This window comes from Streptomyces sp. GQ60, from assembly GCF_059758875.1.
The window spans coordinates 180,295-197,394 of record NZ_JCAXEG010000011.1; the positions used below are offsets into that span (position 1 = coordinate 180,295).

The following is a 17,100-nucleotide window of genomic DNA, read 5'->3' on the forward strand; positions in this document are numbered from 1 at the left end:
ACCCTGCCGCCGTGGCCGGCGAGGATCGGCCCGGTCGCGGCGGCCGCCATCGAAGCGCTGCTGGTCAACGGTGTCTCGCCCAGTCCCGCACTGGGACTGTCGCTGTTCGCCGCCGCGGGCCTGCTGCTGCGCCACCGCCATCCGCTGACGGTGCTGCTGGCCACGCTGCCGGGGCTGTACATCGGCTACACCGTTTTCGCTTCGCTCATCGCCCTGTACACCGTCGCCTGCCGGCGCGGCGACCGCCGGCTCCTGGCGGGGTGCGCGGTGCTGGTCGCCGCCGCCCACTTCCTGCCCTACCCCATCGGCAACCCGGTGCCGTCCCCGTCCCGGGAGGTCGCGCTGCAGATCATCGACGCGTTCGTGACCGCCGGGGGGCCCATCATCCTGGGCCTCTTCGTCACCACCCGCCGGGAACTCGCGGCCCGCCTGGCGGAGCTCACCCGCAGCCGGGGCCGCGAGAACCGGCTGCTGGCCGAGCGCGTACTGGCCACGGAACGGGTCAGGCTGGCCCGCGAGATGCACGACGTGGTGGCCCACCAGGTCTCCCTGATCAGTCTCCAGGCGGGTGGCCTCACGGTGGTGGCCCGCGACCCGGCGGCCCGGGACGCCGCGGCGACGATCCGGGAACTGTCCGTCCGGACCCTGAACGAACTGCGCCAGATGGTGGGCGTACTGCGGGCGGCGGGCGGGAACTGCGAACAGCTCGGCCCGCAGCCCCGCCTCTCCGACATCCCCCGGCTGATCGAGGACAGCGGGCTCACCGTCGAGTGGGACGTCGCCGAGGGCCTCACGGGCCGGTTCCCGGAGTCCGTGGAGCGTGCCGCGTTCCGGACGGTGCAGGAGACGCTGACCAACGTGCGCAAGCACGCCCCCGGCGCCTCGGTGCGGATCGGGATCCGCCAGGAGGCCGACGGGCTGCGCGTAGAGATCCGCAGCGGTCCGCCCGACCCCACGGTCCAGCACCCGGACCTCCCCCACGGCGGCCATGGCCTGGTCGGCCTGCGCGAGCGCGCCCAGCTCCTGGGCGGCGCCTTCGAGGCCCGCCCGACGGAGGACGGCGGATTCCTGGTCAGCGCCCGCCTCCCGACGGGCGCCAGGCCCTGAGCTGCCGACGCCTCGGCCGGCGGCCGGCGCAGGGGTGACCGCCCGGAGCGACTCGTGGAGCCGTGGCCGCCGGCCGGGGACCGTCAGGGATGGCGGGTGGGGAGTCGGGAGGCCGGTACGAGGGCCAGGGCGAGGAGGACCGCCGCGATCGCGTAGGTGGTGCGGAAGCCCGCCGGGGTCGTGCCCGCGCCGCTCAGGGTGACCGAGAGGAGGGCCGTGCCGATCGAGGCGCCGATCTGGGAGTTGATGCTGAGGATCGTGCTCGCCGCGGTCAGGCGGGGCCGGGGGAGGTCCCGGCTCGCGGTGGTCATCGTCGGCATCATGACCATCCCGGCGCCGATGCCCATGACGGCCGAAGCGGTGACGAACCGCCAGGGCGCCGCATCCGGCGAGCCCGCCTGGAGGGCGGTCAGGGCCATGCCCAGCGCGCCCACCGCGATCCCGGCCCGGATCAGCCGGCGCGGGGAGACCTTGTCGACGCGGCGGGAGGCGATCTGCATGACCAGCCCGACGGCGAGCCCGGTCGGCGCGCCCAGGAGCCCGGCCGCCGTCGCGCTCATGCCGCGGCCCTGCTGCCAGTACATCGGTGCGAGCAGCATGGATCCGAAGTAGCCGCAGGTGAAGAGGGCGAGCGTGGCGATGCCCGCCCGGAAGGTGCGGTCGCCGAGGAGCTTCAGGTCGAGCAGCGGCTCGCGGGCGGTCAGGGCCCGGCGGGCGAAGGCGGCGACGAGCGCGGCTCCGGCCAGGGTGGGGAGCAGGGCGTCGGGTGCGGTGAAGGTGCCGCCCTCCCCGCCGCGTGCCAGGCCGTAGAGGAGCAGGGCGAGGCCCGGGGACAGCATCAGCAGGCCGGGTACGTCCAGCCGAGGCGGGGGAACCGGGGTGCTCGCGGCGTCGGGGCGCAGCAGTTTCGCGGCGAGGAACAGGGCGAGCGCCCCGACGGGCAGGTTGACCAGGAAGATCCACTGCCAGGACGCGGAGTCGACCAGCCAGCCGCCGAGTACCGGACCGGCCACCGGCCCGACGATGATGGGCAGCCCGAGCAGGGCCATCACCCGCCCGAGCCGGGCCGGGTCCGCCGTCCGCATCACCATGGCCATGCCGACGGGCATGAGCAGCCCGCCGCCGAGGCCCTGTACCGCGCGGAAGGCGATCAGGCTTCCGGCGCTCCACGCGCACGCGGCGAGCAGTGATCCGAGGGAGAAGAGGGTGAGGGCGCCCAGGTAGGTGCGTTTGGCGCCGAAGCGGCCCATGGCCCAGGCCGAGGCCGGGATGACGGCGGCGAGCGCGAGCGTGTACGCGCTGGCCGCCCACTGGATCGTCGCCAGGGGTGCGCGGAAGGCCTCGGAGAGGCGGTGCAGGGCGACGTTGACGATCGTCATGTCGAGCACCGACATGACCGAGCCGACGATGACGACTCCGGCGGTGCGCCGGAGCTGCCGCGCGGATGATGCGGTGGACGTCGATGACGCGGGTGAAGTCGATGAGCCCGACGCGGTGGCCGGGTCCGCGGTGTCCGTGGGCTCTGCGGGCTCCGCGGGCTCCGCGGTCGGTTCGGGCCGGCCGGGTTCCTGGGTCGTACGCATCCCCGTGCCGCCCCTCAGCCCTGGTACGGGCGGCTCGCGCGGGCCTCGCGCAGCGCGCGGCCCCACCAGGCCAGCTGGCCGGCCATGCCCTTGACCGCGCCCTCGGCCACGGCGGTGTCCCGCGGTACGCCGTCCGGGCCGAGCCCGGACCACGGCCCGTGCAGGCTGACGGAGTCGCGCACGGTCACGGCGTGCAGCTCGGCGAAGATCAGCCGGAGCTGCTCGACGGCGCGCAGGCCGCCGCCGAGGCCGCCGTAGGAGACGAAGCCGGCCGGCTTCGCGTGCCATTCCTCGCGGTGCCAGTCGATGAGGTTCTTCAGCACGGCCGGGAAGCTGTGGTTGTACTCGGGGGTGACGATGACGAAGGCCTCGGCGGCGGCCAGCCGCGGGCTGACCTCCGCGAGGGCGGCGGCCGCTCGCGGGTCCGGCGAGCCGCCCCAGCCGGGCATGACCAGCGGGAGGTCGACGTCGGCGAGGTCGATGAGGTCGAGGTCGAGGCCGCCGAGGGCGTTCGCGACGCCGAGGAACCAGTCGGCGACGGCGGGGCCCTGACGGCCCTCGCGGACGCTGCCGAGGATGACGGCGACGCGCAGCGGCACCTCCTCGTGGGGGGTGGCGGGAGTGGTGGCGGAAGTGGTGTCGGGCATGGCAGGGTCCCCCTCGTTGGCGGGGCGGCCGTTCGGTACGGCCGCTCCTCCGGTAAACTACAACGAGCGTTGTAAAAAATGCAACGTGCGTTGTACTTTTTTGTGGAGGCGAAGTGAGCAGCGGTACCACCGGAGCCACGGGAACCAATGCCAGGAAGCTGGAGAAGCAGCTCGCCATCGCGAGCGCCTCCTGCGGGGTCTTCGGCCGCGAGGGCTACGCCCGGGCCACGGTCGACGAGCTCGCCGCCGCCGCCGGCATCTCGACCCGCACGCTCTACAACCACTTCCCGGGCGGCAAGGCGATGCTCTTCGCCACCGTCGTCACGTGGAGTTCGGGACGGGTGCGCGACGCCCAGATCGCCGAGATCGAAGCCGTCCTGAACCCCGAACGCCCGCCCCGCCCCGAGGATCTGGAGCGCGACCTCGTCGCCTTCGCCCACCGGATCATCGGCCTCATGACGGACTACGCCGACCACTTCGCCCTCATCCGCCACATCCACGCCGAGGCCGACCACGTGCCGCCGGAGGTGCTGGAGGCCTGGGTGAACGCCGGCCCCGGACCGGTGTCCCGCGCCCTCGCGCACGCGATGGCGGGCCTCGAGGCCGCCGGGCTGCTCGACGTGCGCGGTGACGCGATGATGGCGGGCGCCCACTTCATGACGCTGTCCGCGCACTCCATCTCGCAGCTGTCGCACTACGGGGTGGTGCCCCTCCCCAAGGAGCAGACCGACCGTCTGATCGCGGGCGGCGTGGGCGCCTTCCTGCGGGCCTACCGGGCCGGCTGAGCCTTCCGGTCGCCCGGCCCCGGCCCCGGGGCTACGTTGGACGGGTGAGCACGACACGGTTGCGCAGGGCGGCTGTGGGAGCGGCCGCAGTGGGGCTCCTGATGGTGCCCGTGGGGGCCGGTGCCGGGTACGCGGTGGACGTGCCGACACCCCCGGCGGCGAGCAGTCCGGCCGTCTCCGACGAATTTCCGCAGCTCACCCCGGCCGTGGCGCGCCAGCTCGACGACGCCATCCGCAAGGTGATGGACGAGGCGAAGGTGCCCGGGGTCCAAGTGGCCCTGTCGGCGCCGGGCAAGGGAGCGTACGTACGGGCCTTCGGCGTGGCCGACAAGGCCACCGGGGCGCCCATGACCGACGGCCTCAACATGCGGATCGGCAGCGAGACCAAGACCTTCACCGTGACGGCGATGCTGAAGCTGGTCGACGAGGGCAAGATCGGGCTGGACGACCCCATCGGCAGGTACATCGACGGCGTGCCGAACGGCGACCGCATCACGCTGCGCGAGCTGGCGGGCATGCGCAGCGGACTGTTCAACTACTCGGCCGACGAGGACTTCTACAAGGCGCTGACCAGCGATCCCCAGCGGCCCTTCACCCCGCAGGAGCTGCTCGACTACTCCTTCAAGCACCCGGTGCTCTTCGAACCCGACGCGAAGTTCGACTACTGCAACACCAACCTGATCCTGATCGGGCTCGTCGTGGAGAAGATCAGCGGGCAGACGCTCGCCGACTACGTCACCCAGGAGGTCGTCGAACCCGCCGGGCTGAAGAACACCCTGTTCCCGACCGGCGCCGAGTTCCCGGCCCCGCACGCCCAGGGCTACACCGACCAGACGGCCTCGGGGAAGACCGAGGACGCGGCCGGCTGGAACCCCTCCTGGGGCTGGGCCGCCGGAGCGATGATCTCCGACCTCCCGGACCTGCGGCGGTGGGCGAAGGTGCTGGCCACGGGTGAGCTGCTCACCCCCGCCACCCAGGCCGAGCGCCTCGATGTCGTACCGGCGCTGCCGGGAACCGGCTACGGACTGGGGATCTTCAACGTCCAGGGGTGGATCGGGCACAACGGCTCCATCCCGGGCTACCAGACCCTGGCCGTCTACGACGCGCGGTCGAAGGCCACCCTGGTGGTGCTGCTCAACACCGACATCTCCGCCGAGGGCGAGGAGCCGAGCACGCTGTTCGGCGAGGCCATCACCAAGATCGTGACCCCGCAGCACGTCTACACCCTCCCGGCCCAGCCCGTCACGGGGAAGGACTGACCATCCCGGCCCCGCTGCCCGCGCACAATGGATTCGGCGCGCGGGAGCGGACGAGGGAGAGCGATATGAACGGTCGGACGGCACAGGGCGAAGTCCGGGGGGCGGGGGACCCGGAGAAGGTGGTCCTGCGCGAGGCGGGCGAGGCGGATCTGGACGCCGCCGCCGAGCTGTTCCGCGGCTACCTGGAGTTCTACGAGGTGGACGTGGAGGACCCGGAGCGCCCGCGCGCCTTCCTGGCGGAGCGACTGGCGGGCGGGGACTCCTTCATCCTGCTCGCCGAGGTCCCCGGTGCGGGCACCGTCGGCTTCACCCAGGTCTACCCCGTGTTCTCCTCGCTGGCCATGAAGCCCGCCTGGCTGCTGGGCGACCTGTACGTGGCCCCCGCCGGCCGCCGTACGGGCGCGGGCCGCGCGCTGCTGCGCGAGGTGCTGCGCCGGGCGCGGGAGGCCGGGGTCTCGGGCGTGCAGCTGGAGACGGCGTACGACAACCTCGTCGCGCAGGGGCTGTACGAGGCGGAGGGGTTCGCCCGCGAGGAGTTCCACCTGTACTTCCACGACCTCTCCGGGGCGGGTTCCGGGGCGGCTTCCGGAGCGGGTTCCGAGAGCGTTTCCGAAGCGGTCTGAGATCTGCTGAAACATTCCGGGCTCCCGTCGCGTCATTGGGGTGAGACGGACGCGAGGGGGAGCCGATGGGGTACGGACGCAGAGACGGGTTCCGTGAGTTCGCGGCGGGCAGGTCGGCGCACTTGTACCGGTCGGCCTGTCTGCTGACGAGCGGTGACACCCACCTCGCCGAGGATCTCGTACAGGAGACCCTCGGGCGGATGTACCTGCTCTGGGCGCGCGTGGCCCGGATAGACAATCCGGCGGCGTACGCGCAGACGGTGCTGGTGCGTGCCTTCCTGACGCACCAGCGCCGCCGGTCGACCGGGGAGCGTCCGGTCGGGGAGTTCCCCGACGCGGGCGCACCGGCCGGCGGTGATCCCGCGCTGCGGCTGACGCTGCTGGAGGCGCTGGCACGGCTGGCGCCGAAGGACCGGGCCGTCCTGGTGCTGCGGTACTGGGAGGACCGCAGCGTCGAGGAGACCGCCGACGCGATGAACGTCAGCTCGGCGGCCGTACGGACCCGCAGCTCGCGGGCGCTGGCCCGGCTGCGGGAGCAACTGGGCGGTTCGCTGGCGGAGTTCGCGGGGCGCTGAGCCTCCTCTTCCTCCTGTCTTCCTCCTGTGCGCACGCTCCTCCATCCTTCTCGATCCGCGATCCCTTTGAACGGAAGGTCTGATTCCGCATGCCCTTTGAAGACGAGCTCGGTGAGGCCCTCCGGCGTACGGGTGAAGGCTTCACGGCCGAAGGCCGCGACCTCGTGGGCGCCGGGGAACGGCGCGGACGGCGGATGGTGGCCCGTCGCCGGGCGGCCGTGGCCGGCGGCTCGGTGCTCGCCCTGGCACTGATCGGTACCGCCGGGGCCTACGCGAACGGGCTGCTCGGGCCGGGGGGCGGCGGGGGCGGCGGAGGGAACGTGGCCTCCTCGCAGGAGCCTCCCGCGCTGGGCCCGTTGGTGCGGGAGAACACCAGCCGCGTCGGCACCGGGGCCGTCTCCGCCGACCAGCTCGTCGGGGTGCTCAAGCAGCTCATGCCGCAGGGCACGCTCAGCGACGTCGAGGCCCGGGGAACGGACCACGAGCTGGGCCCGATGGTGACCGGGGTCTTCGACGACGGCGAGGGCAAGAGCCGCATCGGCTTCAGCCTCAACCGGGTCGACCCGAAGGGCGAGATGGCCGACGACATGCTGAAGTGCCCCTCCAAGACCACCACGAAATTCGACAGTTGCACCTCGGAGACGCTCCCGGACGGCTCCCGGCTCCTTCTCTACAAGGGCTACGTGTTCCCCGACCACCGGGCGAACGTCAAGTCCTGGCGCGCCGTCGTGGTGACCCCCCAGGGGTTCATCGTGGACGCCCACGAGGAGAACTCGGCGGCGGAGAAGGGCACGCCCGTCAGCCGTCCGACACCGCCCCTCACGCTCGCGCAGCTCCAGGCGCTCGTGACGTCCCCGCTGTGGCACCCGGCCCTGAACGACCTGCCGGCCGCCGGCCAGTCCGAGCCGCGTCCGGCCCCGCGCCAGGGGCCGAAGGCGGTGGACATCCTGGCCGAGCTGCTGGGCACGGACGGGATCCCGGTCGTGCGCCGGGACGAGGCGGGGCGCGATCTGGGCTATCTGGTGCTCGACGAGGGCAAGGGCGCATCACTGGTCAGCCTGGAGATCCAGTCGGACAACCCGGAGGAGCCCGGGACGTGGGCGGACCTGTTCACGGCCGCCGAGACGCTGCCGGACGGAACGAAGATCCTGACCCGGCAGCGGGAGGGGGACAAGGGCGTGGCCGGCATGGTCTGGTGGAGCGCCGAGGCGCTGCGGCCGAACGGGTCCCGGCTGATCGTGTCCGCGTTCAACGCCGAGACCCAGTCGTCGGCGGTGACCCGCAAGGAGCCGGTGCTGTCGGTGCAGCGGCTGAAGGAAATCGTGACGAGCCCGAAGTGGGCCTCGGAGTACGGGCAGTAGGAGGAAGCGGCGTGCGAAGGAACCGGCGGGCCGGCCGCTCCCCTACTTCGCGTCCGCGTAGCACTCCACGACGGCCGTGGTGAACGGGAAGCGGACGGGGGTGTCGCCGAAGGTGAGGCGGCCGGCCAGGTCGCCCGCCTCGCGGATCGCCGCGGCCACGGCCCGCGCCTCCTCCTCGGGGCAGTGGACGATGACCTCGTCGTGCTGGAAGAAGACCAGCTCGGCCCGCATCCCCGCCTCCGCGAGGGACCGGCGCAGGGCCGCGAGCAGGAGCAGCGCCCAGTCCGCGGCGCTGCCCTGCACGACGAAGTTGCGGGTGAAGCGGCCGCGGGCCCGGGCGTCGGTCGAGGCATAGCTCGGCACCCAGCCGTCGGGGGCCTCCTCGGCGTCCTCGGGATCGGCCGGCGGCGGGCAGGTCCGGCCCAGCCAGGTCCGTACGAGCCGCCCCTCCTCGCCCGCCTTCGCGGCGTCGTCCACGTAGGCCACGGCCCGGGGGAAACGGCGGCGCAGCGCGGCCAGGTTCTTCAGGCCGTCCCCGGAGGTCTGCCCGTACACCGCGCCGAGCACGGCGATCTTCGCCATGTCGCGGTCGCCGGAGAAGCCCTGGCGGGAGATGGAGGTGTACAGGTCCTCGGGGCGGCCGGCCACCTCCATGAAGGCGGGGTCGCGGGAGATCGCGGCGAGCACCCGGGGCTCCATCTGGTCGGCGTCGGCCACCACCAGCCGCCAGCCGGGGTCGGCGACGACCGCCCGGCGGATCACCTTGGGGATCTGCAGGGCCCCGCCGCCGTTGGTGACCCAGCGGCCGGTGTAGGTGCCGCCGGGGATGAACTCGGGGCGGAAGCGCCCGTCGTGGACCCAGTCCCCGAGCCAGGACCAGCCGTGGGCGGTGTAGATCCGGTACAGCTTCTTGAAGGCGAGCAGCGGCTCCACCGCGGGGTGTTCCAGTTCCTGGATCTCCCAGCGGCGGGTGGACTTCAGCTTGATCCCGGCCTCCGCGAAGGCCTTGACGACGTCGGCGGGCAGCTCGGGCCGTACGCGCCGCCCGAACGCCGCCGACACCTCGTCGGCCAGCTCCGCGAGCCGGCGGGGCTGGCCGCGGCCCGCGTACCGCTCGCCGAGCAGCTCGGTGAGCAGGGACCGGTGGACGTCGGCCCGCCAGGGCAGGCCCGCGCGGTTCATCTCCGCGGCCACGAGGAAGGCGGCCGACTCGGAGGCCACGAGCAGCCGCATCCGGTCGGGGTGGGCGGTGGCGTCGAGCCGCTTCGCCTGGTCGGCGTGGACGGCCACCAGGGCGTCGAGCGGGACGGGGGCGGGCTGGGGGTCGAAGAGGGAGTGCTGGCTCCCGGGCTCCGCCGCGCGCTGCGGCGGATCGGGCGGTACGGGCGCGTTCGTCAGCCGGGCCCAGGCGGCGGCCGCCGAACGGGGTTCGCCGAGCCGGCCTTCGTGGGCGAGCAGGAGCAGCTCGGCGTCCTCGATGTCGTGGCAGCGCTCGACGCGGGCGCCGGCGGCGAGCAGGCGGGGGTACACGGCGGGGGTGGACCGCCAGACCCAGCGGGTGCCGGTGGGGGCGGCGCGGATCGCCTCGGCGGGGTCGGTGGTGGTGACACGGGCTCCGCCCGTGGGCCCGCCGGGACCGGGTAGGGGCGCGGCGTGCCACCGGCCGTCGCCGTCCTCGGCGAGGGCCCACCGGGGGGTGTGCTCGCTCATGAGTGCGAGTGTCCCACCGGGGTCTGACAGGGCTGCCGTGCGGCGCGGCCGCACAGGTGTGCGTGCCGCTGCGCGGGGCTGTCCCCGCCCCGCCCTTCCTCCGTTCCCAGGGCGCTGCCCTGACCCGGTCCTCGAACGCCGGACGGGCTGGGAGGGGGTACCGGGCTCCGCCCGGACCCCTCGGGGCTCCGCCCGGACCCCGGTCCTCACACGCCGGACGGCTGAAAGAGCCGGACCCCGGTCCTCGAGCGCCGGGCGGTTGGAGACGTGCCGGGCGGCTGGAGACGTGCCGGACGGAGGGGGGAGGCGGGCATGCCAAGCTGAAGGGGTGAGAGACATCGTCGACCGGGCCTGCGAGGCCGCGCTGTACAACCAGGACGACGCCGGGCTGGACGCCGGGGCGTCGGTGCTCGTCGCCGAGGGGGACCGGTGGGGCGGGGTCGGGCAGGCGCTGCTCGCGCGCGGGGAGGCTTACGTGCGCCAGGCCTGGGAGCGCGGATGGCGCCCGGCCGACGTGCTGCGGCTCGTACGCCGGGACCTGGAGCCGCCGCACCTGCGGATCGCCGAGGACCTGATCGCCGCCGAGGCCCGGCGGTACGCGCGGCTGCCCGAGCGGTGGACCGAGGCCGAGGTGTGGTGGGGGGACGACCCCCAGTACGGGGAGCGGCTGGTCCAGCGCGAGCGCACCGACCGCTTCAGCCTGGCCGGGGCCGTCCTGGAGGTGTTCCGGCTGCTGATCCGGCTGCCGTCCATCGAACCGGTCGGGCCGCTGCCGGGGGACCCCGCCGACGTACTCGAACACGCGCACATCGAGCCCCGCATGCTCGGCCGGATCCGGGCGCTGCTCGCGAAGGCCGAGGCGACCACCTTTCCCGAGGAGGCGGAGGCGCTCAGCGCCAAGGCGCAGGAGCTCATGGCCCGGCACACCGTGGACGCGGCCCTGCTCGCGGTGAAGTCCGGCACCGCGCAGATACCCGGCGCCTGCCGGATCGGCGTCGAGGCCCCGTACGAGGAGGCCAAGGCCGTGCTGCTCGACGCGGTGGCGGGCGCGAACCGCTGCCGGTCCGTGTGGAACAGCGCCTACGAGTTCTCCACCGTCGTCGGCTTCGAGAGCGACCTGGAGGCGGTGGAGCTGCTCTACACCTCCCTGCTCGTGCAGGGCACCGCCGCCATGACCCGCGCGGAGGCCGGGCAGCGGGCGGGCGGGCGCAAGCGCACCAAGACCTTCCGGCAGTCCTTCCTCCTGGCCTACGCGAGCCGTCTCGGCCAGCGTCTCGCCGAGACGGCCGAGCACACGGTGGCCGAGGTGCCCGACAACCTGCCGGCCCTGGTCGCCCGGGACGTCGCCGTCACCTCGCGGGCCGAGGAGATGTTCCCCCGGACCACGACGACCCGGCTGCGCGGCGCGACCGACCTCGCGGGCTGGGAGGACGGCACGGCCGCCGCCGACCGGGCGCACGTGGCCAACGCCGGCCGCGCCTCCCTGCGGCAGTAGCCCGGCCCGGTACGGACGCCCCGCGCAGCGGCACGCACCCGGTGCCGGGGCCGACGCCTGATGCCCGGCCAGGGCACGGCACCGCCGGTCCCCGGGATCCGCCCCCGCCAGGGCTACGCTCGGGGCATGAGCTGGGTCCGGGCGCTGAAGGACACCGCCCGGTCCGGACTGCGGGTCGAGCGGACCCGGCTGCAACCCCTCATCGCGCTCCGCGCCGCCGTCGGCCTCGCCCTCGTCATCGGCGCGGGCCTCGCCTTCCTCGGGCCCGGCTCCGCCGCCAGCTCCGCCTTCGGCGCGTACATGGCGGCCATCGCCACCTTCCAGAAGAGCTGGCGGCCCCGGCCCGTCCTCGCGCTCGCCGCCGGGCTGACCCTGGCCGTGTCCACCTTCATCGGCTACCTCGTCGGGTCCTCGCACACCCTGGCCTTCCTGCTGCTGCTCGCCGTGTGGAGCTTCGCGGCGGGCCTGATGTGGGCGGCCGGCCCGACCGCCGGCATCATCGCCTCCGGCAACGTCGCGATCATGCTGGTCACCGTCACCCTGCCCACCTCCGTGCCCCAGGCCGCCGGGCACGCCGCGATGATCGCCGCCGGCGGGGTGGTCCAGGCCCTGCTGATCCTCCTCTTCCCCGTCCGGCGGTGGGGCGCCCAGCGCGACGCCCTGGCCGACGCCCTCGCCGCCGAGGCCGACTACGCGCGCCGCCTGCGCCAGGACCCGGTCGCCTCCTTCGACCCGCAGCCGCTGATGAGGGCGCGCGACGCCGCGACCGTGACGGCGCGCCAGGCCCGCCGCCGCCCCGCCGAGCTGCACGGCGCGCGGGGGCTCGCGGAGCGGATCCGGCCCGTGCTGGCCCTGCTGGCCGACCCGGCGGTCGGGGCCCCGGCCGAGGGCCCGGCGCGGGACCGGGTACGGGACCTGCTCGCCGCGGCCGGGTCGGTGCTGGACGCCGCCGCGTCCGCGATCCGGCACGGGGAGGCGGTGCGGCTGCCCGGGCCGGCCCTCGCGGTGCTCAAGGCCCCCGACACCGACGAGCTGCTCCAGGGCGCCGCGCTGCGCGCCGCGCACAGGCTGGCCGCCCTGCTGGACGACGTACTCGACACCGCCGATCCGGGCTCCGGGCGCACCGCCGATCCCGGGGAGTCGATGCTGCGGCCCGCGCTGCCGGCGCTCGCGCCGATGGTGCTGGCCGCCGTACGGGCCGAGCTGCACCCCGGGTCGCCGATCCTGCGGCACGCCGTGCGGGTCACCGCCGTCGCCTGCGCGGGCTACGGCATCGGCCACGCGCTGCCGTTCGGCCACGCCTACTGGGCCCCGATGGCCTCCGTCATGGTCATGCGCCCCGATTTCACGCAGACCTACAGCCGCGCCGTGGCCCGCTTCGGCGGCACCCTGGTCGGGGTCGCCCTCGCGACGGCCGTGGTGCAGCTCGCGCAGCCGGGGATGTACGTGTCCGGACTGCTCGCCGTCGTCAGCGCGGGCCTGATGTACACCTTCATGCGCACCGGGTACGCCGTCTCGATGGTCTTCGTCTCCGCCTACGTGGTCTTCCTGCTCGGCATGGGCGGCCTGCGCTGGGACCAGACCGTGCCGGACCGCGTCACCCTCACCCTGGTCGGCGGGGTCCTCGCGATGATCTCGTACGCCGTCTACCCGGCCTGGGAGACCCCGCGACTGCGGACCCGGCTGGCCGACTGGGTGGCCGCCGGCGGGCGGTACGCGGCGGCCGTGCTCGGCCAGTACGCCGACCCGGCCGGAGCGCGCCGCGGCGAGGTGCGCGAGGCCCTGCTGGCGGCGCGCGACGCCCGGGTCGCCTGGCAGGAGGCGGTGGACCGGGCCGCCGGGGAGCCGGTGCGCCACCGCGGGATCTCCCACGCGGCCGCCGAGGACGCGGGCCGGGCCCTGGCCGCGATGGGCCGCCACGCGATGCTGCTGGAGGCGCACTTTCCGGAGCGGTCCCAGCCCCCGGTCCCGGGCGCGGCCGAGCTGGCCAGGGCGCTGCGCGAGGCGACCGAGGCGGGCGCGAAGGCGGTACGGGAGCGCCGGGTGCCCGACTGGGAGGGGGTCCGCGCGGCGCTGGCCGACGGGGACGCCCCCGAGCCGGGCGTGCTGCGCGGGGCGGCGCGGCAGTTGCTGGACTCCCTGGAGGAGGTCTCCGACGCCCTGCGCGCCCCGCCCCGTCCCGGGTCCGGGGAAAGTCGTCACCCTTAGTGGTGGCGTGCCCTCCGTTCGTGCACGTGCATCTGCCCATGCAGGCGTTCATGAACAGAGCTATGATCCGGTGCAGTTGACATCTGCACTATCGGGGGCTTCCTGTGGACCACGCGTACAACGGGATGGCAGCTGCAGAGCTTGACGGGGTGACCTGGCAGAAGAGCAGACACAGCAACTCGCAAGGTTCCTGTGTGGAGTTCGCGAAACTGCCCGGAGGCGACGTTGCCATGCGCAACTCGCGCTTTCCGGACGGACCGGCACTCGTGTACACGCCGGCCGAGATAGAAGCGCTGCTGCTGGGTGTCAAGGACGGCGAGTTCGACCACCTGATCGGCTGAAGACCAGCCCAAGATCAGCCATGCACGTGCAGCGGCCGGGATTGATCGCCATGATCAATCCCGGCATCTTGTCGTATCCGTGGTGCTTCACTCCTGGAGCGTGAACAGCGCCCAGACCACCTTGCCGGTCAGCCGCCCCGCGAGCGGATGCCAGCCCCAGCTGTCGCTGTAGGAGTCGACGAGGAAGAGTCCCCGCCCCGACTCCAGGTCGCAGTTGCGCTCCGTGGCCTCCGGCGCGAAGCTCCCGCCGGGCCGGTCCTCGCTGGGGTCCCGCACCGCGCACACCAGCCGGGTGCTCCACCGCATCAGGTGCAGCCGCACCGGCGGTTCGCCCTCGCCGGCGGCCGGCCGGGAGTCGTCCGGGAGGGCGTGGCGCAGCGCGTTGGTGACGAGTTCGGAGACGACCAGGGCCACGTCGTCGAACCGGTCGTCGAGTCCCCACTGGGCAAGGGTGGAACGCGTGAAGGTGCGCGCACCGCGCACCGCTTCGAGGCGGGCGGGAAGGGCGCAGGACGCGGACCCGGAGACAGCCGTGGGGTCGACCGGGGGAAGCCCCTGCCGTAACGGCTCGAGCATGGTCGATCCATTCGTCCCCATGCGAGGCACTCCCGGGATTCGAAAGAACTGCGGGGCACGCAGGTGCGCGGGACCATGGTTCCGAATGCCGAAGCCGGATGCAAGGGCAGATGCACGTGCACGCGCCGGACCTGTCCGGTCCCGTGACGGTTCTTGCTCATTTCTTCCTACGCATCCTTACGCACTTCTTTTACGGCGAGGTCAAATCCGTTACAGAACGAGTACGGGCAGATGCGTTTTGGTGGCAGACTGCGGGCTTTGAGGGGCGCGGGGGCCCCTGCGACGCAGCCGTACGCAGACAAGCACAGCCAGACACGCGTTTCCGTACGTATCCATCCACGGCATGGGGAGGGGCAGGGCTCGTGACCGCAGAAGCCAGTGGTTCTGTGGTGCGCCGCATCCTCCTGGGCTCCCAGCTCAGGCGACTCCGAGAATCCCGCGGCATCACCCGTGAGGCGGCCGGTTACTCGATCCGCGCATCCGAATCGAAGATCAGCCGCTTGGAGTTGGGAAGGGTGAGCTTCAAGGCCAGGGACGTAGAGGACCTCCTCACGCTCTACGGAGTCACGGACGGCGCGGAGCGGGAATCCCTTCTGGGACTGGTCCGCGAAGCCAACGTGGCCGGCTGGTGGCACAGCTACGGCGATGTCCTGCCGGGCTGGTTCCAGACGTACGTGGGCCTGGAAGGCGCCGCCTCCCTCATCCGCATCTACGAAGTCCAGTTCGTGCACGGCTTGTTGCAGACCGAGGCCTACGCCCAGGCCGTCGTCAGCCGCGGCATGCCCGGCGCCGGCCGCGCCGAGATCGACCGCCGGGTCGCGCTGCGCCTGGAGCGCCAGAAGGTGCTGGTCTCCGAGAACGCCCCCGTCTTCCACGCCGTCCTCGACGAGGCCGCCCTGCGCCGCCCGTACGGCGACCGGGACGTGATGCGGGGCCAGTTGGAGCACCTCATCGAGATCTCGCAGCGGCCGAACGTGCACCTGCAGGTCATGCCCTTCTCCTTCGGCGGCCACGCCGGCGAGAGCGGCGCCTTCACCCTGCTGCGCTTCCCGGAGTCCGACCTCCAGGACGTCGTCTATCTGGAACAGCTCACCAGCGCCCTCTACCTCGACAAAGACGAGGAAGTGGGGCAGTACGAGCGGGCGATGCTGCGCCTCCAGAGCGACTGCCCGGACCCCGGCAAGACCCGCGATCTCCTGCGCGGTCTGCTCCAACTGTCTTGATTCGCACGTACTATGACGCCTGATCAGGCAGTGATGCCTGGTCGGGCGTGACGACGACCCACGGGTCTCCGGTGCAGCGCAAGGACGCGCGTTCGACGTAAGGGATGGCATGTCCATATTCGAGGACCTGGCTCACCAGTACATCGACGGCGAATGGCTGGCCGGGACCGGTTCGTGGGACATCATCGACGTCAACCCGTACAACGGGGAGAAGCTCGCGGCCATCACCGTGGCCACCGTCGAGCAGGTCGACCGGGCGTACCGGGCCGCCGAGCGGGCCCAGAAGGAATGGGCCGCCACCAGCCCCTACACCAGACGAGCCGTCCTGGAACGCGCCCTGCGGATCACCGAGGAGCGCGAGAAGGAGATCGTCGAGGCGATGATCGACGAACTCGGCGGGACCCGTCCCAAGGCCGAGTACGAGGTCCACCTCGCGATGGAGTTCATCCGCGAGGCCATGCAGCTGGCCGTCCGGCCCGAGGGGCGCATCCTGCCCTCGCCGGTCGAGGGCAAGGAGAACCGGGTCCAGCGCCTGCCCGTCGGGGTCGTCGCCGTGATCAGCCCCTTCAACTTCCCCTTCCTGGTCACCCTGAAGTCGGTCGCCCCGGCCCTGGCCCTCGGCAACGCCGTCGTCGTCAAGCCGAACCAGAACGCGCCCGTCGTGGGCGGCGGGGTCATCGCCAAGATCTTCGAGGACGCCGGGCTCCCGGCCGGGCTGCTCAACGTCCTGGTCACCGACATAGCCGAAATAGGCGACGCGCTCCTGACCCACCCCGTCCCCAAGGTCATCTCCTTCGCCGGTTCCGACCGGGTCGGCCGGCACGTCGGCGCGGTCGCCGCCCGCCACTTCAAGCGGACCGTCCTGGAGCTCAGCGGCAACAGCGCGCTCGTCGTCCTCGACGACGCCGACCTCGACTACGCGGTGGACGCGGCCGTCTTCAGCCGCTTCGTCTACCAGGGCCAGGTCTGCATGGCCGCCAACCGGATCCTGGTCGACGCCTCCGTCGCCGAGGAGTTCACCGAGAAGTTCACCGCCCGCGTCCGGGCCCTGAAAACCGGCGACCCGCACGACGCCGACACCCACATCGGCCCGCTGATCAACTCCTTCCAGGCCGACGCCCTCACCGCCCTCGTCGACCGCGCCGTCGACTCCGGCGCGCAGGCCCTCGTACGGGGCTCCACGCGCGGCAACCTGGTCGAGCCGACCGTGCTCGCCGGGCTTCCCGAGGACTCCCCGCTGCTCGGCCAGGAGATCTTCGGCCCCGTCGCCCTCCTCGTCGTCTTCGACGGCGAGGACGAGGCGGTCCGCCTCACCAACGCGACCCCGTACGGACTCAGCGGCGCCGTCCACACCCGGGACGTGGAGCGCGGGGTCCGCTTCGCGCAGCGCATCGAGACCGGCATGATCCACGTCAACGACTCCACCATCGGTGACGAGCCGCTCGCGGCGTTCGGCGGGGAGAAGGCCTCCGGGCTGGGCCGCCTCAACGGCGAGGCCACCGTCGAGGCCTTCACCACCCAGAAATGGATCTCGGTCCAGCACGGCCGGACGCAGTTCCCGTTCTGACCCGCGAGGGGATCTAGACTCGGGCGGGTCAGGCGAGGAC

The 17,100-nt window shown here is 73.0% G+C and carries 15 protein-coding genes; 11 read left to right on the forward strand and 4 right to left on the reverse strand.

Going from position 1 to position 17,100, the window contains the following annotated elements:
- The first annotated feature begins 150 nt into the window (after positions 1 to 150).
- Complete coding sequence (locus AC6CKD_RS25980; RefSeq protein WP_498330358.1) at positions 151 to 1,107, forward strand: sensor histidine kinase; 957 nt, start codon at positions 151 to 153, stop codon at positions 1,105 to 1,107.
- Between the two features lie 83 nt (positions 1,108 to 1,190).
- Here the strand turns inward: AC6CKD_RS25980 and AC6CKD_RS25985 are convergent, their stop codons facing one another.
- On the reverse strand, positions 1,191 to 2,690 hold the full coding sequence (locus AC6CKD_RS25985; RefSeq protein ID WP_498330359.1) for an MDR family MFS transporter: 1,500 nt from the start codon (positions 2,688 to 2,690) through the stop codon (positions 1,191 to 1,193).
- 14 nt (positions 2,691 to 2,704) lie between these two features.
- On the reverse strand, positions 2,705 to 3,337 hold the full coding sequence (locus AC6CKD_RS25990) for an NADPH-dependent FMN reductase (protein WP_498330360.1): 633 nt from the start codon (positions 3,335 to 3,337) through the stop codon (positions 2,705 to 2,707).
- Positions 3,338 to 3,450: 113 nt separating this feature from the next.
- Between AC6CKD_RS25990 and AC6CKD_RS25995 the strand changes: the two genes are divergently transcribed.
- The 5 genes from AC6CKD_RS25995 to AC6CKD_RS26015 all read left to right on the forward strand — a co-directional run bounded on the left by AC6CKD_RS25995 (position 3,451) and on the right by AC6CKD_RS26015 (position 7,940).
- Entirely contained in the window at positions 3,451 to 4,122 is a 672-nt protein-coding gene (locus AC6CKD_RS25995) for a TetR/AcrR family transcriptional regulator (protein ID WP_498330361.1), read from the forward strand.
- A gap of 101 nt (positions 4,123 to 4,223) precedes the next feature.
- Positions 4,224 to 5,381 (forward strand): serine hydrolase domain-containing protein, encoded by a 1,158-nt coding sequence (locus tag AC6CKD_RS26000; protein WP_498330503.1) that lies wholly within the window; start codon positions 4,224 to 4,226, stop codon positions 5,379 to 5,381.
- Positions 5,382 to 5,446: 65 nt separating this feature from the next.
- Positions 5,447 to 6,004, forward strand: coding sequence for a GNAT family N-acetyltransferase (locus tag AC6CKD_RS26005; protein ID WP_498330363.1), 558 nt, complete (start codon positions 5,447 to 5,449; stop codon positions 6,002 to 6,004).
- A 65-nt stretch (positions 6,005 to 6,069) separates the two neighbouring features.
- Positions 6,070 to 6,579 carry a SigE family RNA polymerase sigma factor gene (locus tag AC6CKD_RS26010; protein WP_498330365.1) on the forward strand — a complete coding sequence of 170 codons (510 nt, stop codon included), beginning with the start codon at positions 6,070 to 6,072 and terminating at the stop codon, positions 6,577 to 6,579.
- Between the two features lie 89 nt (positions 6,580 to 6,668).
- Positions 6,669 to 7,940: a hypothetical protein gene (locus AC6CKD_RS26015; RefSeq protein WP_498330367.1), complete on the forward strand. Its 1,272-nt coding sequence runs from the start codon at positions 6,669 to 6,671 to the stop codon at positions 7,938 to 7,940.
- Positions 7,941 to 7,982: 42 nt separating this feature from the next.
- Here the strand turns inward: AC6CKD_RS26015 and AC6CKD_RS26020 are convergent, their stop codons facing one another.
- Positions 7,983 to 9,650, reverse strand: a complete 1,668-nt coding sequence (locus AC6CKD_RS26020) for a bifunctional 3'-5' exonuclease/DNA polymerase (RefSeq protein ID WP_498330369.1) — start codon at positions 9,648 to 9,650, stop codon at positions 7,983 to 7,985.
- 328 nt (positions 9,651 to 9,978) lie between these two features.
- Here AC6CKD_RS26020 and AC6CKD_RS26025 point away from each other — a divergent pair, with 328 nt between their 5' ends.
- From AC6CKD_RS26025 to AC6CKD_RS26035, 3 genes are all read left to right on the forward strand, one after another.
- Entirely contained in the window at positions 9,979 to 11,145 is a 1,167-nt protein-coding gene (locus tag AC6CKD_RS26025; RefSeq protein WP_498330371.1) for a DUF2786 domain-containing protein, read from the forward strand.
- A 126-nt stretch (positions 11,146 to 11,271) separates the two neighbouring features.
- Positions 11,272 to 13,353 carry an FUSC family protein gene (locus AC6CKD_RS26030; RefSeq protein ID WP_498330373.1) on the forward strand — a complete coding sequence of 694 codons (2,082 nt, stop codon included), beginning with the start codon at positions 11,272 to 11,274 and terminating at the stop codon, positions 13,351 to 13,353.
- Positions 13,354 to 13,457: 104 nt separating this feature from the next.
- Entirely contained in the window at positions 13,458 to 13,694 is a 237-nt protein-coding gene (locus tag AC6CKD_RS26035; RefSeq protein ID WP_215011402.1) for a DUF397 domain-containing protein, read from the forward strand.
- Positions 13,695 to 13,781: 87 nt separating this feature from the next.
- Here the strand turns inward: AC6CKD_RS26035 and AC6CKD_RS26040 are convergent, their stop codons facing one another.
- Positions 13,782 to 14,291 (reverse strand): ATP-binding protein, encoded by a 510-nt coding sequence (locus AC6CKD_RS26040; RefSeq protein ID WP_498330375.1) that lies wholly within the window; start codon positions 14,289 to 14,291, stop codon positions 13,782 to 13,784.
- Between the two features lie 341 nt (positions 14,292 to 14,632).
- Between AC6CKD_RS26040 and AC6CKD_RS26045 the strand changes: the two genes are divergently transcribed.
- Positions 14,633 to 15,493 (forward strand): Sco1979 family transcriptional regulator, encoded by an 861-nt coding sequence (locus AC6CKD_RS26045; RefSeq protein ID WP_498330376.1) that lies wholly within the window; start codon positions 14,633 to 14,635, stop codon positions 15,491 to 15,493.
- A 109-nt stretch (positions 15,494 to 15,602) separates the two neighbouring features.
- Positions 15,603 to 17,060 (forward strand): aldehyde dehydrogenase family protein, encoded by a 1,458-nt coding sequence (locus AC6CKD_RS26050; protein ID WP_498330378.1) that lies wholly within the window; start codon positions 15,603 to 15,605, stop codon positions 17,058 to 17,060.
- Positions 17,061 to 17,100: the final 40 nt, after the last annotated feature.